We start from the raw sequence: 20,895 nt of genomic DNA on the forward strand, positions 1-20,895 counted from the left end.
CGTTAGATTAGCCACGTTCGCACAGCGACAGCAATTGAAAAGGGAGGATTTTCATGCGCTCTAAACTCATAACGGCAACGACAGCGCTCGTGCTGCTTGCATCCGGATCTGCCTATGCGCAATCCGCTACGCTTACCATCTGGAGCTGGAACGTCGCAGCTTCCGCTCTCAAATCGACGATCGAGGGCTTCAACAAGCAGTTCCCGGACATCAAGGTCGATGTCCAGGATCTCGGCAACCAGCAGGTCTTCGACAAGACGCTCGCAGCCTGCGCCGCCGGCGGCGACGGCCTTCCCGATATCGTGACGATCGAGAATTTCGAGGCGGAAATCTTCTGGAGCCGTTTCCCGGATTGCTTCGCCAATCTGAAGGATCTCGGCTACAACGCCGACATGCAGTCGAAATTCCCCGATTTCAAGCGCACCGAGCTTGAAATCGGGGATGTCGCCTATGCCATGCCGTGGGATTCCGGTCCGGTTACCGTCTTCTATCGTCGCGATTACTACGAAAAGGCCGGTGTTGATCCGAAGTCGATTGCAACCTGGGACGATTTCATTGCCGCCGGCAAGAAGATCTCGGCAGCCAATCCCGGCGTCGTGATGGGCCAGGCCGATTTCAACGGCGACAGCGAATGGTTCCGCATGCTCGCCAACGAACAGGGCTGCGGCTATTTCTCGACCGACGGCCAGTCGATCACCGTCAACCAGCCGGCTTGCGTCCAGACGCTGGAAAAAGTCAAGGCGATGAAGGATGCCGGCACGCTGACGGCAGCAAACTGGGACGAAAAGATCTCCTCCAACACCGCCGGCAAAGTCGCAAGCCAGGTCTTCGGCGGCTGGTATGAAGGCACGATCCGTTCCGGCTCTCCCGATCTGTCGGGCAAGTGGGGTGTCTACGCCATGCCCGGCATGAGCGCGGACAGCCCGCATGCTGCCAACCTCGGCGGCTCCTCGCTCGCCATCAATGCCAATTCGCAGAACAAGGAAGCAGCCTTCAAATATCTGACCTACGCACTCACCACCAATGAGGGCCAGGTCACGATGCTGAAGTCGTTCGGCCTCGTGCCGTCGCTGCTGTCGGCCGTGCAGGATCCCTTCGTCAACGAGCCGCAGCCCTATTGGGGCGGCCAGAAGATCTGGGCCGACATCCTCGCTACCCTGCCGAAGATCGTGCCGAGCCGCGGCACGGCCTTCCAGACTGACGCGGATGCAATCTACAAGACGACGCAGACGAAGTATTTCGCCGGTGGCTATCCCGATGCGAAGGCGGCTCTCGACGACGCCGCCAAACAGATCGCCTCGGCGACGGGTCTTCCTATCGCTCAATGAATGGCAAGCCGGGCGCCTAAGCGCCCGGCCTCGCCTGCCGCGGGAGGCGGCAGGCACATTCGTTTCGGTAAGGAGGTACCATGCCGATCAGAAACCGGAGCGCCTATGCGTTCCTAGCGCCCTATCTTCTGGTCTTCGCCGCCTTCTGGGTGTGGCCGATCATCAATTCATTTCTGATTTCGTTCCAGAACACACGCATCAATCCGTGGAAATTCAGCCTGCAGGCCAATTGGGGGCGCCTCTTCGCCGACCCGGCCTTCTATAACGCCGTCTATAACACGCTCATCATCCTGGTCATTCAGGTGCCGGTCATGATTACGCTGGCAACCATCATGGCCGTACTGCTCAATTCGCCGCTTCTGAAAGCGCGCGCCCTGTTCCGTTTCGCCTTTTTTGCGCCGGTCGTGGTTGGCGAGGTCGCCTATGCAGCGGTGTTCAGGCTGATGTTCAATCTCGATTTCGGCATCATCAACAAGCTGATCGGCGCAGCCGGTCTTGCCCCCGTTTCCTGGTTCGACAATGCCAATGCCGCCATGGTCGTCATCATTATCGCCGTTACCTGGCGATGGGCGGGTTACAACGCCATCATCATTCTGGCTGGCCTGCAATCGATCCCCGAGGATGTCTATGAGGCGGCAACGCTCGATCGCGTCAGCAAGCTGCAGCAATTCTTCCACATCACCCTGCCCCTGCTGAAGCCGATCATCCTCTTCTGCGTGGTCTTGTCGGTCATCGGCACGATGCAACTCTTCGCCGAGCCCTTCCTGATCACCAATCGCGGTGGTCCAGGCGGCGGCACCGAGACACTGGGCCTGCTCCTCTATCGCCAGGGCTTCACCTCGCTGAATTTCGGCTATGCTTCGGCAATTGCCTATACGATGGCAGCACTCGCAGTGGTTATCTCGCTTCTCAATCTCTGGGTCGGGAGGGAACCGAAATGAGATCCAAGTCGCAATCGCTTCTCCTGCGCAAGATTGCCCTGCACGCTTTCCTGCTACCGCTGGCGATCATCTGGCTCTTTCCGCTCTGGATGATGTTCGTCTTCTCGACTATGCCGGATTACGGCATTTTCAGCCCGCAGATCGTACTCTGGCCCTCGACCAATTTTGTCGCGAACTTCCAGAACCTGCAGGCGGACACGAACTTCATCGGCGCCATGATGATCTCAATCGTCGTCGCCACCGTCTATACCGTTCTGTCGGTGATGCTGACCTCCATGGCCGGCTGGGCGCTCGCCCGCTACCGCTTCGTCGGCCGTTCGCTTGTCATCGCCATCATTCTTGGCACGATCACGCTTCCCTATTTCGTCGTGGTCATTCCGCAATTCATCATGGTGGCGCGCGAGTTCAAGCTCGCCAACACCTGGATCGCACTCATCGTGCCGCCGCTCTTCAATTCGCTCGGCGTGCTCTTCATGCGGCAATCCTTTTCCATGATGCCGAATGATCTTTTCGATGCAGCCCGCGTCGAGGGCGTCAAGGAGTGGCAGATCTTCATGCGCATTGCACTGCCGCTGGCGCGCCCGACCATGGCGGCATTGGCGATTATCCTCTTCCTCGCGTCCTGGAACAATTATCTCTGGCCGCTGCTGATCAATTCGAAGCCGGGCATGATGACGGCTCCTGTGGCACTCGGCGTGCTGATCGGCCTCACCAAGGTTTCCTGGGGCGGCATCATGGCGGGTGCGGTGCTTCTGACGGCACCGATCCTCGTCGTCTTCGTGGCTCTGCAGCGTCACTTCATCGCCGGCATTGCGGCCGGCGCAATCAAATAATCGAGGGGCCTATGGCAGAGCTTTCACTCAACAATATCGTCAAGCGCTACGGCGCGCTTGAAATCATTCACGGCGCCGACCTCGCCGTGAAGGACGGCGAGTTCGTCGTCTTCGTCGGCCCCTCCGGCTGTGGCAAGTCCACGCTCTTGCGCATGATCGCCGGCCTTGAGGATATTACCGGCGGTGAATTGAAGATCGGCGGCCGTGTCGTCAACGACGTCGAGCCGGCCGACCGTGGCATCGCCATGGTCTTCCAATCCTACGCGCTCTATCCGCATCTAACCGTCGAGGAGAACCTGAGCTTCGGCCTGCGTATGAATGGCAATCCGAAGGCAGATACCGAACGGCGTGTGCGCCATGTCGCAGAGATCCTGCAGATTACTGAACTGATGAAGCGTCGGCCGAAGCAGCTTTCCGGCGGCCAGCGGCAGCGCGTGGCGATCGGCCGGGCCATCGTGCGCGAACCACAGGTCTTCCTGTTCGACGAGCCATTGTCGAACCTCGACGCGGAACTGCGGGTGCAGATGCGCGTCGAGATCTCCAGGCTGCACAAGCAGCTCGGCACGACGATGATTTATGTGACGCACGACCAGACGGAGGCAATGACGCTCGCCGACAAGATTGTCGTTCTGCGCGCCGGCAATATCGAACAGATCGGCACGCCGCTCGATCTCTATGACGATCCGGCTAACCAGTTCGTCGCCGGCTTCGTCGGCTCGCCGAAAATGAATTTCCTCAAGGCCGAGGTCGCCGAGATACAGGCAGGCAAGGCGACAGTCGTGCTTGCGGACGACAGAATGGTGCGCCTCGAGGTACCATTGCACGACCCGTCCATCACATCGGGGACATCAGTCACACTCGGCATTCGGCCGGAGCATTTCGGTGAGGCAGGTCGGGGCGAAGCGGACCTGACGGTTGCCGTAGATGTCGCCGAGCACCTCGGCAACACCAGCTACATCTACGCAAATTTCGGCGGCGACCAACTCATCATAGAACAGCCAGAATCCCGCAACCTCGGCAAGACCGAGCGGCTGACGGTGTCGCTGTCCGCCGCCCGCACCTTCCTGTTCGATACCGCCGGCAAGCGGCTTCGATAACGTGATCCCAAGACTGAAATACGAAAGAGGATAGTCATGACTTCAGATAATCCGATCCGCTGGGGCATTATCGGCCCCGGCACTATCGCCCGCACCTTTGCCGATGGCGTCGCGCATTCACGCACCGGCAAGCTCGTGGCCATCGCGACCCGCAATCCCGATAAGCCGGGCCTCGCCGACGGCTTTCCTGGCGCGCGTATCGTCAATGGTTACGAAGCACTGCTAGGGGACAACGAAGTCGACGCGATCTATATCGCCACGCCGCATACCGGCCACGCCGAATGGGCCATCAAGGCGATCCGCGCCGGCAAGCATGTGCTGGTCGAAAAGCCGATCGCTCTCTCAGCCTATGATGCCGAGGCGATCTACTATGAGGCGAAAAAGGCCGGCGTCTTTGCCGGTGAAGCCTTCATGTATCGCGTCCATCCGCAGACCGAAAAGCTGGTAGAACTCGTCAAGAGCGGCGTGATCGGCGAAATCCGCATCATCCGCTCGAGCTTCGGCTTCAGCATGGGGACATACAGGCCGGAACACCGCCTGTTTGCCAATGAAACGGCTGGCGGCGGCATTCTGGATGTCGGGGGCTATCCCGTTTCCATGGCCCGGCTGATCGCGGGTGCGGCGGCGGACAAACCCTTCCTCGATCCGGAAAAGGTTTCGGGTGTGGCCCATCTCGGCCAGTCCGGTGTCGATGAATGGGCGTCGGCCGTACTCAAATTCCCCAACGAAATCATAGCCGAGGTCTCATGCTCGATCATGGCGCAGCAGGACAATGTGCTGCGCATCATCGGCTCGCAGGGCCGTATCGAGGTGAAGGATTTCTGGTTCGCCTCCGGTCACAAGGGCGGGGTCGGCAAGATCGAGATCTTCAAGAATGGCGAGCAGGAAACAATCGAAGTCAAGGAAGACCGCTGGCTTTACTCCTTCGAAGCGGATGCTGCCGGTGACGCGATCCGCGCCGGCGAGAAGGAATTCCGCTCACCCGGGATGAGCTGGGCGGACTCGATCAACAATCTGAAGGTGCTCGACCAATGGCGCGCTTCGGTTGGCCTCGAATATGGTGTCGAGAAAGCCGCCAAGCGCACCGTGAACATTGCCGGCGACGCCGTCCGGCGCGGCAACTCCATTCCGCTGCGCCAGATCCCCGGCATTTCCAAGCCCGCTTCGGTCGTCACCCTCGGTTTCGAATTCTTCCCGAGTTTCGCATCCGCCTCCCTGACGCTCGACACCTTTTATGAAGCCGGTGGCAATGTCTTCGATACGGCCTTCGTCTATGGCGGCGGCAAGACGGAGAGCATTTTTGGCGACTGGCATACAAGCCGGCAGGTGCCACGCGAGGAGATCGTCCTGATCGGCAAGGGCGCCCATTCGCCGCTCTGCTATCCTGATGTCATCAGCAAGCAGCTCGACCAGTCTCTCAACCGCCTGAAGACCGATTATGTCGATATTTACTTCATGCATCGCGACAATACCGACGTACCTGTCGGCGAATTCGTCGATGCCATGGATGCCGAGGTCAAGCGCGGCCGCATCCGCGGCATCTTCGGTGGCTCGAACTGGACGCGCGAGCGCTTCGACGAGGCGATTGCCTATGCCAAGAAGAACGGTAAGGCAGCGCCCGCCGCGCTTTCCAACAACTTCTCGCTTGCTGAAATGCTCGATCCAATCTGGGCCGGCTGTGTTGCCGCCTCCGATGACGAGTGGAAAAAGTGGCTGAACGAAAAGCAGATCCCGAACTTCGCCTGGTCGAGCCAGGGCCGCGGTTTCTTCACCGATCGGGCCGGCCGCGACAAGCGTGATGACGACGAGATCGTACGCTGCTGGTATTCGGATCGCAATTTTGAACGGCGTGATCGCGCGATCGCGCTTGCCAAGGAGCTTGGCCGGCATCCAATCCATATCGCACTTGCCTATGTCATCGCCCAACCCTTCCCGGTCATTCCGCTGATCGGGCCGCGCACGATCGCGGAACTGGAAGACAGCCTTTCGGCGTTGGACATCAAGCTGACGCCCGAACAGGTGAAATGGCTGGAAGCCTGATACCCTCTTACGGAGAACGCGTTACGATAAGCGGCAGGCCTCAGCGCCTGCCGCTTTTCTGTTGCGCGACGGCGCACGGGCCGACGACAACTAATCCGTCAGTGTTGCATTCTCGCCATTGCCCTCAACCATAGGTCATCTAGTGTGTGCCCCGCACCAGGGAGCAAGGCAATGACGCGAACGGTTTGGCCGAAAGAAGTCCTGACGTCGGAGACGATGAATTTTCTCGACGGCATTCACCAGGAATGGTGTGCGGCCGCGCGTTGCGGCCGTAGCAGCAATCTCGGAATGGCAAAGGCGAAAGCGCTGGTCGACTGGTTCGAATTCGGTGTGCGCGATCGCGGTGAATTGCTCGGCCTGCTGTCGGAAGATTTTTCCGGCGCCGCCTGATGGCCCCACTTGTTTTTGCCGTATCGGCGCTACCTCACTCAGAACGATACAATGAGGAGACGCGCTTGCGTAAACATCTAGTATTATTCGGCATTATCCTGTTTCCAGCGGCAGCTTTCGCGCAATCTCCGGATCTGGAGGCGACATGTCAGTCAGTCGCCAAAGGCTTCTTCATGAGCGATCAGCTTTTGATCGGCACCGTTCAATCTTTCCCGGAACTCAAGCCACCGGGCGTCCGCATGACCTATTCGACGCGACCGGGGACCGCACCGGGAGAGATGACCGACGAGTTCGAGTGCGAATTCGACAAAGCCGACAAGCCGCATCATCTCGCGCGGTTCTGCGTGTCGAATACCTGTTATTCGCCGAGTGAAGATGATGCCGATCGAAAGCGCCGCTTCGAGGAAGCCCGAATTCTACTGGAGCGAACCGAGAAGTAATCTACCTATGCGCGACTAGCGGCGCGTATGAATGTCTCCGCTCTCACCGGCGCCTTGGAGCAAAGCAGCATCGTCGCGATCGTCCTCATCGATCAATTCCTGCATCGTCTCGTGTTCGTCGTCGTCGCTGAATTCGTCGGATGCCTGGAGCCAATGCCGAAGCGCCGCTCCTTCCGGTCGGCCCTCCTGCTCCCAAATCTCGTAGGCGCGCTGCCGAATTGCTTCTTCTTTGTCCCTAGCCATTCTGTTACCTCCAACCGCTCCAATCTGCCGGCGTCTTCTCGTCAGTGAGCAACGCCGGTGATCGGATCGACGATCGGCCGCTCGCTTTCATCCCTTGCGCCTGGCGGCTGGATGGTCGGCGGGGCAATGGACTCCCTGTCTGCACGATCCGCTGTTTCCGCAATCGGTCCGACATCCCTCGGACGGCGTTGTTCGGCTTTGGCGTTGGTGTCCTTCGTGCCCATGACGCATCTCCTTTTTCAGAAAACACCGGCATTCGTTCGAGGTTCCACCGTAGAGTTCAAATGAGGGTCTTGCCAGGCCGCTCCGGCCGACTGGCGGGAGCGATATGGCGGAGCCGAGGATTTTCTCGGCTATCAGAACTTTTCGGTCGTATCGGCCTTGCCGTTGACCCAGTAACCTGAGGCCTTGATCCAGCTCAGCGGATAGCCGCGTTCTTCGACAAGATAGGCACGGATTGCCCGCACCACCGACGCCTCTGCTGCAATCCAGACGAATGTCTGGGGAAGGATGTCGATCCCGGCCAGAGCAGCAATCAGCGGTTCGGCATTCGTTGCATCGGAAAGAGGACGGTAGATCCAGCGGATCGTGAGTGCCGCTGATGTCTGGAAGGATTGCTGTTCTCCCGAATCTGCGACCGCGGCGATTGCCGTTATGGTCGTGTCGGCACCGCTCTCTTCGATCCGCCGGCCGATGGCGGGCAGCGCCGTCTCATCGCCGATCAGAAGCCATCTCTTCACGCTGCCGGCAACCACGGCGGAGCCGCGCGGGCCACCGATCTCAAGAGGCGCGCCGGGCTGGGCGTCGACCGCCCATTGCGTGGCCGGACCCGCCTCGTGCAGGGCGAAGTCGATCGTCAGGCTGCGGGCGGCGTTATCATAGCTGCGCGGCGTATAGTCCCGACGTTCCTCGGCGCCGCCGACGCCGGGCACGATGATCTTGATGTGATCATCCGGTGCAAGGCTGGTGAAATCGGCAAGATCATCGCCTTTCAACACGATGCGCCGCATGCCGGGCGTGATATCGGCCACACTCTCGACAATCAGCGAACGGCGGCGCAATTCATGGCGTACCCGCTCGATAGTGGGTGCTGGAAACGGGTGATGTGCGGATTGTTTGTTATCCATTTTGTCCTTCCGGGGCTTCGGGAAACGATCCGCAGGACACAGTCGCGCAGATCGAAGCCGCAAAGCCGTTCGATCATACGCGTTGAGTGACGTTAACGCTTACGTGGCCGGATCATCTTCGGCCAATAACGATCCCTGTTTAGCGAAGGCGAAAACGGGACGCAATAAAAACTTGAGTTTCAAACTCCATTTTGTGCATGATCCACACGTCAAATTCGGCCCACAACCCTAAATCTGTCGGATGCACGATTTTCACACGCGATCGGTATGGTTCTTGCAACGTTACCAATATCCTTACGTTGGGGAGACCAAGTGTAATGGAATGGAACACATACGAACGCTTTCCCCCACTGGTGCTGATGCTGGGTGGCCGGGAAAAATACAGGGTCCTCAGGACGTTGAGAGACGCCGCTGAGGTTTTGATAGCGGACTGGCCGTCCGAGGACGGTGAGGAATATGTCGTGGCCGTCAAGGCCTGCGTCGATGCGATCACGGGACAGATCGATGTCGGTGAGCTGCAGGACGCCATTCGCCGTGCGGCGGCTGAAGCCGGCATTGCGATCTTGACGGTCGTGCACTGAAACCCGTCGCCCGTGGCCTAGGCCGCGGGCTGACAAAGGAAGCTTGCCGTCTCGCCCGAAAACCGCGACGATGCTGTCAGGCAAGGTTTGGCGATGATGAGATGGGCATAGGCCTGACGGCAACGGCGCTGGTTTCTGCCGTGTGGGTTATCATGGCGTCCGCGGTCAGCGCGGCCGAGCCATCCGTTCCCGAACCGGCTTGCCTTTACCGGGGCAACGCCGAGGACGGGCAGACGCTCTGCATTCGAAAAGATCACTTTAATGCCGATCTCTGCGCCGTCATGGACCGTTTCGCAGCAACCCATAACATTCCGCCTGCCTTCTTTGCCCGGTTGATCTGGCGCGAAAGCCTGTTCCGCCCGGAAGCGGTTAGTCCGAAGGGTGCCGAGGGCATCGCGCAATTCATGCCCGGCACAGCCCGAATGCGAGCGCTGGAAAACAGCTTCGATGTCGTCCAGGCGCTCAAAGCGTCATCCGCCTACCTCGACGAACTCAGGCTTCGTTTCGGCAATCTCGGACTTGCAGCTGCCGCCTATAATGCCGGAGAATCCGGCCTCAGCCGGTTTCTTTCCTCCGGCCGCCTGCCGATCGAGACCCGCGACTATGTGTTCGCAATTACCGGACAGACCGTCGAGACCTGGCGGGACAGCCCTCCGGAGGCCGCTGCGCCTGAGCTGCGCGACGGGATGGCGTTCCGCGAGGCGTGTGTGGCGCTTGCAGAGACGCGGCAGATGAACGAGCCGGTCCTGACGGGATCGGCCGACTGGGCACCATGGGGCGTACAGCTTGCCGCCCATTACAATCCGTCCGTGGCTGACCGGCTCTTCACCATATCGCTGGCAAAGCTTCCGGAACCGCTGAACGCCGAACGCGCCCTGATCGTGCGCCAGAGGGGCGGAAACTTTGGCTATCGTCCACGCTATGCCGCGAGAATCGGTCGGGAGACACGAGCCGAAGCGACCAAGCTTTGCAGCACGATCCGCTCGGCCGGTGTTGCCTGCACAGTCTTCCGGAATCGCTGATCCGAAGCACATTACAGCTCGCCCCTATCCGACAGTTTAGTGCCGACCTGCCGCCAGGCTTGCTAAGTTGGTGAGATTACGCATCAAGGGGATTGAAATGATCAGACCTGTAGAAACTGCCAACAAGCATAACAGGACAGATACATCCGCACAGGAGCAGGACGACTTTCTCGAGGAGTCGCTCGAGGAAACATTCCCGGCAAGCGATCCGATCGCACCCGGTCGCCCGTCGCGGCAACCGCCAAAGGATGTCCCTCCAACTGACGGGACGTGATCGACAACCACCAGTATCGGTCCAGGAGCCGGCCGCTTCCAAGCCAAAAAATGAGTGCATCCCCAGTTGCTGCAATTCAGCCTGCGACTGCACGGATCGTGCATGATGCCTGCAAAGCACTGAGCTTGTTGAGACTATTGGGGAGTGTGCTATCGCCCGAAATTAATAAGGCGTCTGCCGGGGGAGGAGATCCAGCAGACGCCCTTATCACGCGTGGCGACGGGAGGAGGATGCCGCCACGTAGACGCTGGCTCGGGAGGAGGTAAGCCGCGTCTCCGACAAAGCGACGAGGGAGGAGTTTCATCGCTTCAGTGATTTTGAATATAGGATGATCGCTGCCGGCCTTCTAGGCATATATTTGCAAAGCTGCCATGCGCTATGCGTTAGAAGAAGAGCTTATATGATACAAAAACGCGCCCGCCTTCATCCGGCGAGCGCGTTTGACATCAATCGAAAACTGGGTCTTAGCGGCCGGTAGCCGCGCGTGCGACGTCACGAATATCGCCACGAGCGATACCCAGGTCGTTCAGTTCACGGCTCGACATACGGCCAAGCTCAGCAACCGTTTGACGATACTTGCGCCAGTTGTTGAAGGTGCGTGCGATGCTCATTGCAATCCCCTTTCCGTGGGTCCAGCGACAGCTGCCAGGTAGCGGCGCTTCGTTCGCTTTGATGAGAAATATATAATATGGGGCCGCGAAAATGAGTAGCGTTCAGACTACAGCTCACCCATGCATAAAACGCATAGATAAGCAGCCCATTGGCTGCTTATGAGGCAGTTTCCTATCCATGAGTATAGTTGAAGGAGGCCCACCGAAGCCCCACGTGAACTCACGATCCTTCAAAGCCGCTCAGGGGCAAATCGATGTCTAGCTCAGTCTGCGAAACCTACCCCGGAATATGCAGTAAATCCCGCCTCGCATACCCACGTCCTCTCCGCCTGCACCATCCCGCAAACGACAATATAAAAAATGCGATCCGGCCATCTGTTGTCACTCTAACGACCAGCCTTCCAGTATTCCCGGCCAACCCGATATCTGCCCTGGAAGTCGGATCGGCGATTTCAATGCTGGGGCTGCTTGTCTTCGCCGCTCACGAGGAGATCGTGGCCGTCGCCCCCGCGGTCGCTTCCGCTCTCGAGCAGTTTTTTGCAAGCGCACCCGCCGCCCTCTGGTAGCCGCAACATCACGTCCTGTTGCAAAGCTCGTCAGCATTACCCAAGTGCAGGCAGGTAGCGCTGGATATGACCGATGCTCTTTGAAGATTCACGGCTGACAATTGGTGTCGTACTCCCCATGCAGGAGCGAGAACGGGGCGACATCGACTTCGGCCTTCAGCTGGAGCTTGCCCGTCGTGCCGATGAGTTTGGCTTCTCCGCAATCTGGGTCCGCGACGTCCCCTTGAACAGTCCCACCTATCCGGATCCCGTCAGTCATTCCGATCCGTGGGTATTACTTGGTGCACTGGCGGCATCTACCCGCTCGATCGCGTTGGCGACCGGTGCGATCGTCCTGCCCTTGCGTCATCCGCTTCATATCGCCAAAGCGGCCCTGTCGATGGAAGTGCTATCATCGGGCAGGTTCGTTCTCGGACTTGGCTCCGGCGACCGTCCGTCAGAGTTTGCGGCATTCGACCGCAATGTTGACGACCGGCGCGAATTGTTTCGGTCCAACTGGGCCGTACTCAGCGATGCGCTTGAGGGCCATGCCGGCTCACAGACCGGCGAGGACCAGTTCGAGATCCGCCCGCGCAGCGGGCGGCGTGTGCCGCTGGTGGCCGTSGGYTCGTCSTCGCAATCRCTCGAATGGATCGCCAGRAACGCCGGCGCCTGGATGACCTACCACCGCCCCCTTAGCGCGCAGAAAGATCGGATAGCACTGTGGCATGGAGCGGTGCAGCGCACGACCACCGAATTCCGTGGCATGGGTCAGGCGATGGCCCTCGATCTTGTGGACGCCTCATCAGACCATGTCGACGAGATCGCACTCGGATATCGAACCGGACCAGAAGGATTGCTCGCCGCACTCCGAGCCCTGCGCAATCTCGGCGTTCACCACGTCGCGTTCAACCTGCTGGTCAATGGGCGCAAGGCTCTCACAGATCTCGAGACTATCGCACGGGAAGTTCTGCCGCGGCTGAACCAGGCCACAGAACTGCAGGCGTCGCGATGATCTGCGGAGTGAGCGATTAGCGGTCGAAGAAATTCTGCCAAAGCTTTTCGCCAACAAGACAATCCGTTGTCGGCTGGTTCATGGCAATTCTGCGGATCTGTGCTGGTGGCTCGAGTCCGCTTACTTCCCAGACGAGCTTCCGGCGGACGGCAACGGCGAAATCCTCGATCTTGTGCACCGGCAGAACGAAGGAGCCGGGGCCGCCGATCACGCAATCACCATAATATTTGTCGAGCCCTTCGGGCACGTCAGATGGCCGCAACATGATGGCCAGTCCATTGATGATGATGCCCGCCTTCAAAGCAGCATCGCGTGCGGGTGTGACGGGATCGCCGGAATTGTTGGGACCGTCGCCGGAAACGTCGATCACCTCACGATTTCCTTTATAGGGGCTCGCCGCAAGCATCGTTGCGCCTTGAACGATCGCTGCGGATATGGATGTGCGGCGCTGGGTGGCAATCGGCCGCGCCTCCAATTTGTCGGCAAAATCCATCGCATCCTTTTCCGTCTCGATCACCTGCCAGTCGATAACGGAACCGGGCACGACATACCCGGCCCATTCAAAATAGCTGACGGCGATCCGCCCGGTCAGCCCTCCTTTCACAGCGTCGAGGAATTCCTTATGCCGCAGCGCCTCGACATACCCCTCGCGCTGGATGCGGACCTCTTCGTAATCCATCGAGCGCGACGTATCGACGGCCAGCACCAACTCGACGTCGACTTCGTTTTGGCTTGATTGCGCGATCGTGGCGGCAGCGCCGGACAGGCTCGCGAGCATCGCAAGTGTCGTCAGCATCATCACTTCCCATCACTGCGTTATGTCGAGAACTCTAACATAGCCTGGCGTGGCCGCGACTGCCGCCAGATTGCATCCTGTCAATTTTCAGTGATGTCGGGTGCCATGCGATAATCGAGCAGTATCTGAGGAGTCATGTCTCCGCGATCGGCTTCACCACTTGTGAAGAACTCATAGCCATTCTGCGGGACACTTGGCGATTCGCCCAGCAATGACGGAGATAGCATGCCGCTTCTGCAGTTTCCCGCCGACCGACGCACAGCCGATATCAGACGCTGTGCTGAGGCCCTTCAGAACCTTCACGGCGAGGCCGCCAACCGCTTCTGGCGGACGGAGATGGCCGGGTTCGCAGCCAATCTGAGAGAACAGGGCTGCAGCGATGCTGAACTCTCGCGGCAGGCCGCCCTGTTCATGGATGCGGTACAGATGGAGCTTCAGGTCGTCTACGCCGCAGCGGCAGAGCGATAAAAAGCACTATTTGGGAATGCGGTTGTAGAAGGATTGCGGGTCGTAGACGCACTCGTAGTCGAGGACGCACATTTCCCCGTTAGCTGCGCGCACTCTGGCGACGCTGTATTTGTCGCCCAGCTGGCATCGCGCCGGCGGGGAACGGAAGCTCCGGCCTCCAAGGCCCATGCGAACGAACACGGCCTTTTTCTGCTGGATAATTTGTGCAAGCTCGCGGCAGGAATGGTCGCGCGCGTTGACCTCTACGGCGTCCAGCGCAAAGGCAGCCGTAGGGAGCAAGAGGGCAGCCGCTAAAATCAAACTTCTCATAAGACCTCCTGATGCGGGCGGGTTGGCAACAGCACCTACGGGCTTCAATCACAAAAACTGGCGCCTATGTCGCGCCATAAAGGTAGGATTTGGGCGGATGGCAAACCAGATCTATCCATCCACATTGAAGACGTGCCGGCCTCAGATCTTGCCGCGCGTCGCAAAGACCAACGTCTTCAGTTGTTCCTCGTCGTGAACGCCCTGGCGGTAGAGTTCGATGATGATGGCAGCCGACCGGCTCACTTCCTCATCGTCATCAGCAAGCCCGAATTCGGCCTTCACAATATCCAGCACTTTCTGGCATGTGGCGAGATCATCCGACGTCAACGCTTCGTCGCGAGGTTTGATATGGCGGCTGATCATGATGCGTTCCCATGTTGGACCTGACACGTCGTCAATAAAGACATTTCTACCGCGCTTCGATTGACAGCGACAAATAGCCGGCGTCAAAGCCGGCAATCTTCTGCAGCTTGTCCCAGTCGATGATGGTAATCACTCTGCCCTCCCACGTGAAGGCCCTCTCCTTCCGCAGCGATTGCAGCGTCTTGTTCAGGTGAACGAGGGAAACGCCCAGAACATCCGCCATGGCGTTCTGTGTCAATGGTAGCTGAAAGCTCGGCCCATTCGTTCTGTTTACCGTTCGCAGCCGAACATAGAGCTCGCAGATAAGATGGGCGATATGCGCCTTCTTCGAGCGACGGCCCATCGCAACAATCCATTCACGGTGCACCGCGCCGTCGACAAGCGTATCAAGCCATAGCAGCCGTGTCAGATGCGGATTGGTCTCGGTTATCGCCTTGAGTTCCTGGTGATCCACCGATGCAACACGGCAATTCGAAATGGCGAGAATGCCGTGGTCCATGACCTTCAGCGGAAAGGCATGAAGATCAACGAAATCGCCGGCTACTTGCAGCGCGGTGATCTGCCGGGTGCCGTCCTCCAGAACCTTGTACCTGGCGGCAAATCCGTCGAGGAGCAGCGTGGAATGATTGGGTCGGCTTCCTTCGGAGACGAGGTCTTCGCCCGCGGCCACGGATCTTTCGCGACCGAAAATAGAGCGCAAGAGCTCGATTTCGGCAGCAGAGAGGACATCGTGACTTTCAAGATTGAGAAGGAGCGGCTCGATCACGAACGGCTCCCCCTCTTCGAGCCGGCAATTGAAAACAGATTATATTCCAACAGGGTAGAAAAAGGGAACAAATTGGACAGCCGGCACTTCATGGTGAAATATTCTGATGGTGGGAGCAGATGGCCCGATATTTTTTTGACCTTCACAATGGTGACGGCCCGATCCGGGACAATGAGGGAACGGAACTTGCGTCGCGAGCTGAGGTAGTCAGGGAAATGGCACGAATCCTGGCGGATATCGCACGTGATGAACTGCCAGCCGGAGAGAGAACTATCATATCATTGACGGTCCGGTCCGAAGGGCGGCCAATTTCCGTTGCAAGCCTCGCCTTTTCAAACGAATGGCTGGATTGACCCCACCCTGAATCAAACCGGGTAGCCGGTGAATAACTGATCGAACGTGCCAAACTTGCGCCCCTGACATGACATGCAAGACGGTGCATGCGGCAGGACCATAGCTGGCGGTCTATTTGCCAGCATTTAAATTTGACACAACTGACCACCGCTTCGAGATGTCAGTTGAACGACTTGCGATATCCCTGGACCGTCTTCGCAAGACCGTATTACCTCCTGTCCCGCCGAAATGCGCGAGGGCATTTTCGAATATCGGCGACCTACTTTGCTGCAGTCACACGCCAGACGGTGTTGCCGACATCATCGGCAATCAGCAGCCCGCCGGATCTGTCGACGGCAAGGCCGACGGGCCTGCCATGTGCCTGGTCCTCCCCTTGAAGAAAACCGGTGACGATGTCCTGCGGATTGCCGCTCGGCGTACCATTCTGGAAAGGCACGAAAACGACCTTGTAGCCATTGAATGCGTGTCGGTTCCAGCTTCCATGCTCGCCGACGAAAGCACCGCCTCGATATTCGGCCGGCAGGTTGTCAGCCGTATAAAAGGCCATGCCGAGCGGTGCGACATGCGAGCTCAGTGAATAAACGGGGGCAATCGCCTTGGCCACGAGATCTGGCCTCTGCGGCATGACCCGCGGATCGATATTCTGGCCGTAATAGCTGTATGGCCACCCATAGAAGCCGCCATCCCTGACCGATGTCATGTAATCGGGAACAAGATTGGGGCCAAGTTCATCCCTTTCGTTGACGACCGTCCAGAGCATGTGGGTTTGTGGCTCCCAACTGAGACCATTGGGATTGCGCAGCCCATCGGCGAATATCCTGAATCTGCCCGTCTGGCGGTCGACCTGCAGAATGGCGGCGCGGTTCTTCTCTGCCTCGATGCCGTTTTCAGTGATATTGCTGTTCGAACCAACGCCGACATAGAGCGTGTTGCCGTCTTCGCTGGCGAGGAGGCTCTTCGTCCAGTGATGGTCGATCGGCCCGCCGGGGAGCTCGGTCAGCACGACGCCGGGTTCGGTGATCTTCGCCTCGCCTTGCTGATAAGGATAACGCCTGATGGCATCGGTATCGGCGACATAGAGATCGTTGCCGACGAGGGCCACGCCAAAGGGCGAATTGAGATGGTCGAGGAAGATGTCCTTGACCTCGGCAATACCATCTCCATCGGCGTCGCGCAGCAGCGTAATGCGATTGCTGCCCTCGTTGCTGGAACCACCGCCCGAGGTCGCCATGGATTCGATCCAGCCCATGATAAGATCCTTGGGCCGCTTGATCGATGCAGCCGGAGGCGCAATGGACTCAACTGCCAGGACATCACCATTCGGCAGCACATAGACCGAGCGCGGATGCTTCAGATCCGTTGCCAGCGCCTTGATCTGCAGCCCGTCCGCGACCTTCGGCGTTTCGCCTTCCTTCCATCCGATGACCGAAGCGACATGCATCGGTGGGACGAGATATTGCGACTGCTCCGGCAGCTTTGGACCTGGGCCGATTTCGCTCGTCGGATCCGGTTCATTGTCACTGCAGGCTGTAAGAACGCAGCTGCCGCACATAAGAAGCAAGGCCAAAGCGCCGGAATAGGAAGGGGCAAAAGACCGGGTCATCATTCGAGCCCCCCGAAGCGCTGGCGCACAACAACCCAGCCGAGGCAGGCATTGATGACGATCAGCGCGGTTGCAGCGACCGACAGTATCAGCCCTGTCGGCACGACGGATGTCCAAGCATCGCGGCTATGAATGAAGGCGTTGAACAGCGACACCAGGAAAGCTGCGATGTTGCCGATGACATAAAGCCATCCCACACCGCGTAGCGGCAGCCGGCCGATGAAGATGTCAACGAGCCCGGCGAGAGCGGCCAGGCCACCGAGCAACAGTCCCGATGCCAGGAGCCAGGCGGAAAAATTGGTCCACATCATCTCTGCCGTTCGCCAATAGGTGATGTCCGTCAGCAGTGCCCCGATAAAGCAGCCGGCTGAAAAGTGAAGCGGGATCGAGCGTAGAGGTGGCGCCACGATCGAGGTGTAGGCGCGTGTGGTCGAATAGGTCATGTTCTTGATCCATAGAGGTCGCCCGGCGCTGGCTTAACCTTCGCCACCTGGAATTGTTCCTCAGCTACAGTCTCTCTAGGAGATGTTGCGGCATTTTGACCGGAACCGAAGCCGATGATCCGGCGTTGGTTTCAGGTTTTCATAATGAAAGACATTGCCGTGCCCCAGAACCAGCGCGCCGCCGCCGGGCAAGATCAGTCCTCCGGTCCTGCAAAAAACGAAGCACCGGACCGGGAGGTCAAGAACGAAACGGAAGCTGAGAAGCGTCCCTCCATTATCCGGCGCCATCCGATAGCGACCATACTTATCGTTCTTGCCCTGATCGTTCTTGCTGCCGTCGGCTATTTCATCTGGCTTATCTATTTCCATCCCTATGAAACAACGGACGATGCCTTTGTCGATGCCCGCAGCTTCTCGGTCGCTGCCAAGGTATCGGGTTATGTCTCGGATGTTCCCGTCTCCGATAACAAGCATGTCGACGCCGGCGCGATCATCGCCAAGATCGACCCCCGCGACTATCAGATCGCACTGGATCAGGCCCACGGCCAGGTCGGTGTCGCAAAGGCAGTGATCTCCAACGCCGAAGCGCAGATTGCAGCGGCAGCCGCAGCGATCGACGAGGCCAAGGCACAGCAAACCTCCGCAGAAGCAGCCCTTCAATATGCAGAGGATGAAAACGACCGGCAGCAGCAGCTGGTCAAAAGCGGCGCCGGCTCGGAACAGGCCGCACAGCAAGCAGCATCAACATTGAGGCAAAACAGAGCAAGTACCGCTCAAGCGCAGGCAAGCGTCACCTCGGCTGTCAAGAACAAGGCAGCTGCCGAAGCGCAACGGGCGAGCGCCGTCGCCAATCTGCATCAGGCGGAAGCCCAGGTTGAAGCGGCCGAACAGAATCTGAGCTACACGACGATCACGGCCGCGCAGCCCGGCCGTGTCGTCAAGCTCAGTGGCTCGAAAGGGCAATATGTCCAGGCTGGGCAGGCAGTCTCCATGTTCGTGCCTGACGAGATCTGGGTGACGGCCAATTTCAAGGAAACCCAGCTGACGGACATGCGGCCGGGCCAGCCCGTCGATGTTACGATCGACGCCTATCCGGATCATGCGCTTCGCGGCCGTGTCGATTCCGTCCAGCCCGGTTCGGGCACTGCCTTTTCACTGCTTCCGGCTGAAAACGCGACCGGCAACTATGTCAAGGTCACACAGCGCGTGCCCGTCAAGATCGTCGTCGACAACTGGCCGAAGGACGTGGCCATCGGTCCCGGCATGTCAGTAGTGCCAACGGTAACCGTGCGTCCGAGGAACTGACATGACCGATGCCACGACAGCCGATGGCACGCCGGCATCCGGTGCCAGGATCGCCAATCCGTGGCTGATCGCGCTCGTCGTTTCGCTCGCAACCTTCATGGAAGTTCTTGATACGACGATTGCCAATGTGGCGCTGCGCTACATCTCCGGCGGCCTTGCCGTCAGCGCCGATGAAGCGTCATGGGTCGTCACCACCTATCTCGTGTCCAACGCCATCATTCTCGTCGCCAGCAGTTTCATTGCCAAGCGCTACGGGAGACGGCGCTTCTATCTTCTGTGCCTTGCGACCTTCACCATTGCCTCTCTCTGCTGCGGCCTCGCCTGGAACCTGCAATCCCTGCTGATCTTTCGCATGATCCAAGGCTTCGCAGGCGGCGGCATGGTGCCGATCTCCCAGTCGATCCTCGCCGATTCCTTCCCGCCATCGAAACGCAGCCAGGCATTTGCACTCTTCGGCGTTGCCGTCGTCGTCGCTCCCGTCGTCGGCCCGACGCTCGGCGGCTACCTTTCGGACAATTTCTCCTGGCACTGGTGCTTCCTGATCAACGGACCCGTCGGCCTCTTTGCCTTCATCCTCGTCTATTTCCTCGTGGACGAACCGGACTCGCTGCGTCAGGAGCGCGCGCGGATGCGCCGGAAGGGCGTGCGCTTCGATGTTGTCGGCTTCCTGCTGGTCGCGACCTTTCTCGGCGCGCTCGAATTGGTTCTCGACCGAGGTCAGACGGAAGACTGGTTCGACTCGAACTTCATCATCGGTGCGACGGCAATCTGCATCGCAGCTTTTCTTCTTGCGATCCCATGGCTGATGAAAGCGACCAGTCCCGTCGTCGACCTGCGCTTGCTGGCAAGCCGGCAATTCGGTTCCTGCTTCATCGTCATGCTGGCAACGGGCGCGATCCTGATCGCCACAACCCAGTTCATTCCGCAGGTCCTGCAGCAGAATTTCGGCTATACAGCGACCTGGGCCGGCCTTGCGCTCTCGCCCGGCGGCCTGGTCACGATGGTCATGATGTTCGTGGCGGGCCGGATCTCCAACAAGGTCCAGCCGAAATATCTGATCGCGATCGGCACGGCGATCATTGCAGCTGCAATGTATGACATGACGCGCCTCAATGCCGATTTGAACTTCGGTTTCTTCGTCTGGTCGCGCATCTATCTCGGCTTCGGCCTTCCGCTGATCTTCATTCCCATGACCGCAGCTTCCTATGACGGCCTCAGGCCGGACCAGACCGACCAGGCATCGGCCCTCATCAATGCGGCGCGCAATACCGGCGGCTCTATTGGTGTTTCAATCGCATCGAACGTGCTTGCCCATCGTGAACAATGGCATCAAAGCCGGTTGGTCGAGCACATCATCCCCTCCGACCCCGCCTACAATCACGCGCTGCAGGGGGCGACCCAATATTTTGCCGACAGAGGAAACGGAGCGATCGATGCACAATCACAGGCCATGGGCTGGATCGGCCAACAGGTGCAGATCCAGGCTAGCTATCTTGCCTATATCGACGTCTTTCACACATTGATGTGGCTGTCGCTGGCAGTTTTGCCGCTCGCCTTCATTCTGCGCAAGATCGACCTCGGTGAAGGCTCAAGCCACCCCAGCGGGCACTGATCTGCCCAACATCAACAACCTCGTGTATATCCCCTAATCTGGGGGTTCATTCGAATCACCGCATGTACTATGTATGCGACGTGATATTCACACGAGACAGGTACTGATGACCCCAGAAATGTCCGGCTTTGAATGCACCCGCGGCAATGCCGTTTCCGGCAAGCTGAAGCTTTCAAGTAAACTGCCCTATTTCATCGTTGCAGGACTTGCTGTGGCTGTATGGGCAAACTCCAGCGAACGACCGCATGATACGGAAGTTGCAGCCAAGAAGGCCGCGACGGCTTCGCTCGCTCAATAAGCATAGCGATGGCTCGGCCGACGCACATGGCCGCCGAGAGCATTCAGATTTGTCGCTGATAAATCATGGCCAAGCAGGATCCCGCAGTGGA

24 protein-coding genes and 1 pseudogene are annotated in these 20,895 nt (G+C 58.8%); 15 read left to right on the top strand and 10 right to left on the bottom strand.

The window, feature by feature from the left end:
• The first annotated feature begins 53 nt into the window (after nt 1-53).
• From AC1DF8_RS30545 to AC1DF8_RS30575, 7 genes are all read left to right on the top strand, one after another.
• A complete protein-coding gene (locus tag AC1DF8_RS30545) occupies nt 54-1,328 on the top strand; it encodes an ABC transporter substrate-binding protein (RefSeq protein WP_112545307.1) in 1,275 nt (424 codons plus the stop codon).
• An 80-nt stretch (nt 1,329-1,408) separates the two neighbouring features.
• On the top strand, nt 1,409-2,269 hold the full coding sequence (locus AC1DF8_RS30550; RefSeq protein WP_112970297.1) for a carbohydrate ABC transporter permease: 861 nt from the start codon (nt 1,409-1,411) through the stop codon (nt 2,267-2,269).
• Nucleotides 2,266-3,102, top strand: a complete 837-nt coding sequence (locus AC1DF8_RS30555) for a carbohydrate ABC transporter permease (protein WP_478156324.1) — start codon at nt 2,266-2,268, stop codon at nt 3,100-3,102. The genes AC1DF8_RS30550 and AC1DF8_RS30555 overlap by 4 nt, the downstream gene beginning before the upstream one ends.
• A gap of 11 nt (nt 3,103-3,113) precedes the next feature.
• Nucleotides 3,114-4,199: an ABC transporter ATP-binding protein gene (locus AC1DF8_RS30560; protein WP_478156326.1), complete on the top strand. Its 1,086-nt coding sequence runs from the start codon at nt 3,114-3,116 to the stop codon at nt 4,197-4,199.
• 36 nt (nt 4,200-4,235) lie between these two features.
• Complete coding sequence (locus AC1DF8_RS30565; RefSeq protein ID WP_478156328.1) at nt 4,236-6,239, top strand: aldo/keto reductase; 2,004 nt, start codon at nt 4,236-4,238, stop codon at nt 6,237-6,239.
• Between the two features lie 171 nt (nt 6,240-6,410).
• Entirely contained in the window at nt 6,411-6,629 is a 219-nt protein-coding gene (locus AC1DF8_RS30570; protein WP_112970293.1) for a hypothetical protein, read from the top strand.
• A 65-nt stretch (nt 6,630-6,694) separates the two neighbouring features.
• A complete protein-coding gene (locus AC1DF8_RS30575; protein ID WP_112545301.1) occupies nt 6,695-7,069 on the top strand; it encodes a hypothetical protein in 375 nt (124 codons plus the stop codon).
• A gap of 18 nt (nt 7,070-7,087) precedes the next feature.
• Here the strand turns inward: AC1DF8_RS30575 and AC1DF8_RS30580 are convergent.
• The 3 genes and pseudogenes from AC1DF8_RS30580 to AC1DF8_RS30590 all read right to left on the bottom strand — a co-directional run.
• A pseudogene (locus tag AC1DF8_RS30580) lies at nt 7,088-7,312 on the bottom strand (DUF2934 domain-containing protein); the annotation flags it as partial.
• Between the two features lie 41 nt (nt 7,313-7,353).
• A complete protein-coding gene (locus AC1DF8_RS30585) occupies nt 7,354-7,536 on the bottom strand; it encodes a hypothetical protein (protein ID WP_183879865.1) in 183 nt (60 codons plus the stop codon).
• Between the two features lie 132 nt (nt 7,537-7,668).
• Nucleotides 7,669-8,439, bottom strand: a complete 771-nt coding sequence (locus AC1DF8_RS30590) for a siderophore-interacting protein (RefSeq protein WP_183879863.1) — start codon at nt 8,437-8,439, stop codon at nt 7,669-7,671.
• A 317-nt stretch (nt 8,440-8,756) separates the two neighbouring features.
• Here AC1DF8_RS30590 and AC1DF8_RS30595 point away from each other — a divergent pair, with 317 nt between their 5' ends.
• Both AC1DF8_RS30595 and AC1DF8_RS30600 read left to right on the top strand, forming a co-directional pair.
• Nucleotides 8,757-9,020 (top strand): DUF982 domain-containing protein, encoded by a 264-nt coding sequence (locus tag AC1DF8_RS30595; RefSeq protein ID WP_112545298.1) that lies wholly within the window; start codon nt 8,757-8,759, stop codon nt 9,018-9,020.
• 101 nt (nt 9,021-9,121) lie between these two features.
• Entirely contained in the window at nt 9,122-10,042 is a 921-nt protein-coding gene (locus AC1DF8_RS30600; protein ID WP_113114323.1) for a lytic transglycosylase domain-containing protein, read from the top strand.
• Nucleotides 10,043-10,780: 738 nt separating this feature from the next.
• Here the strand turns inward: AC1DF8_RS30600 and AC1DF8_RS30605 are convergent.
• On the bottom strand, nt 10,781-10,927 hold the full coding sequence (locus tag AC1DF8_RS30605) for a DUF1127 domain-containing protein (RefSeq protein WP_112545296.1): 147 nt from the start codon (nt 10,925-10,927) through the stop codon (nt 10,781-10,783).
• 639 nt (nt 10,928-11,566) lie between these two features.
• On the opposite strand from AC1DF8_RS30605, the gene AC1DF8_RS30610 reads away from it, so the two are divergent.
• Nucleotides 11,567-12,487, top strand: coding sequence for a TIGR03571 family LLM class oxidoreductase (locus AC1DF8_RS30610; protein ID WP_478156332.1), 921 nt, complete (start codon nt 11,567-11,569; stop codon nt 12,485-12,487).
• Between the two features lie 16 nt (nt 12,488-12,503).
• Here AC1DF8_RS30610 and AC1DF8_RS30615 read toward each other — a convergent pair whose 3' ends face one another.
• Nucleotides 12,504-13,283, bottom strand: a complete 780-nt coding sequence (locus AC1DF8_RS30615) for a DUF1194 domain-containing protein (RefSeq protein WP_113146506.1) — start codon at nt 13,281-13,283, stop codon at nt 12,504-12,506.
• Between the two features lie 225 nt (nt 13,284-13,508).
• Here AC1DF8_RS30615 and AC1DF8_RS30620 point away from each other — a divergent pair, with 225 nt between their 5' ends.
• Nucleotides 13,509-13,751 carry a DUF6074 family protein gene (locus AC1DF8_RS30620; protein WP_112545294.1) on the top strand — a complete coding sequence of 81 codons (243 nt, stop codon included), beginning with the start codon at nt 13,509-13,511 and terminating at the stop codon, nt 13,749-13,751.
• A gap of 6 nt (nt 13,752-13,757) precedes the next feature.
• Here AC1DF8_RS30620 and AC1DF8_RS30625 read toward each other — a convergent pair whose 3' ends face one another.
• The 3 genes from AC1DF8_RS30625 to AC1DF8_RS30635 form a co-directional block, all read right to left on the bottom strand.
• On the bottom strand, nt 13,758-14,060 hold the full coding sequence (locus AC1DF8_RS30625; RefSeq protein WP_112545293.1) for a hypothetical protein: 303 nt from the start codon (nt 14,058-14,060) through the stop codon (nt 13,758-13,760).
• A gap of 141 nt (nt 14,061-14,201) precedes the next feature.
• On the bottom strand, nt 14,202-14,423 hold the full coding sequence (locus AC1DF8_RS30630; RefSeq protein WP_112545292.1) for a hypothetical protein: 222 nt from the start codon (nt 14,421-14,423) through the stop codon (nt 14,202-14,204).
• Between the two features lie 46 nt (nt 14,424-14,469).
• Nucleotides 14,470-15,189, bottom strand: coding sequence for a Crp/Fnr family transcriptional regulator (locus AC1DF8_RS30635; RefSeq protein WP_183879859.1), 720 nt, complete (start codon nt 15,187-15,189; stop codon nt 14,470-14,472).
• A 119-nt stretch (nt 15,190-15,308) separates the two neighbouring features.
• Between AC1DF8_RS30635 and AC1DF8_RS30640 the strand changes: the two genes are divergently transcribed.
• A complete protein-coding gene (locus AC1DF8_RS30640) occupies nt 15,309-15,542 on the top strand; it encodes a DUF6894 family protein (protein WP_478156336.1) in 234 nt (77 codons plus the stop codon).
• Nucleotides 15,543-15,802: 260 nt separating this feature from the next.
• On the opposite strand, the gene AC1DF8_RS30645 is transcribed toward AC1DF8_RS30640, so the two are convergent.
• Nucleotides 15,803-17,146 (bottom strand): PQQ-dependent sugar dehydrogenase, encoded by a 1,344-nt coding sequence (locus AC1DF8_RS30645; protein WP_478156399.1) that lies wholly within the window; start codon nt 17,144-17,146, stop codon nt 15,803-15,805.
• On the bottom strand, nt 17,146-17,589 hold the full coding sequence (locus AC1DF8_RS30650; protein ID WP_478156338.1) for a DUF2231 domain-containing protein: 444 nt from the start codon (nt 17,587-17,589) through the stop codon (nt 17,146-17,148). Before AC1DF8_RS30650 ends, AC1DF8_RS30645 begins: the two co-directional genes overlap by 1 nt.
• Before the next feature lie 144 nt (nt 17,590-17,733).
• On the opposite strand from AC1DF8_RS30650, the gene AC1DF8_RS30655 reads away from it, so the two are divergent.
• The 3 genes from AC1DF8_RS30655 (at nt 17,734) to AC1DF8_RS30665 (ending at nt 20,804) form a co-directional block, all read left to right on the top strand.
• A complete protein-coding gene (locus tag AC1DF8_RS30655) occupies nt 17,734-18,894 on the top strand; it encodes an HlyD family secretion protein (RefSeq protein ID WP_478156340.1) in 1,161 nt (386 codons plus the stop codon).
• Nucleotide 18,895: 1 nt separating this feature from the next.
• Nucleotides 18,896-20,506, top strand: coding sequence for a DHA2 family efflux MFS transporter permease subunit (locus AC1DF8_RS30660; RefSeq protein WP_478156342.1), 1,611 nt, complete (start codon nt 18,896-18,898; stop codon nt 20,504-20,506).
• 106 nt (nt 20,507-20,612) lie between these two features.
• Nucleotides 20,613-20,804 (top strand): hypothetical protein, encoded by a 192-nt coding sequence (locus AC1DF8_RS30665; RefSeq protein WP_162710117.1) that lies wholly within the window; start codon nt 20,613-20,615, stop codon nt 20,802-20,804.
• Nucleotides 20,805-20,895: the final 91 nt, after the last annotated feature.

Source organism: Rhizobium sp. 05N49 (assembly GCF_056396805.1).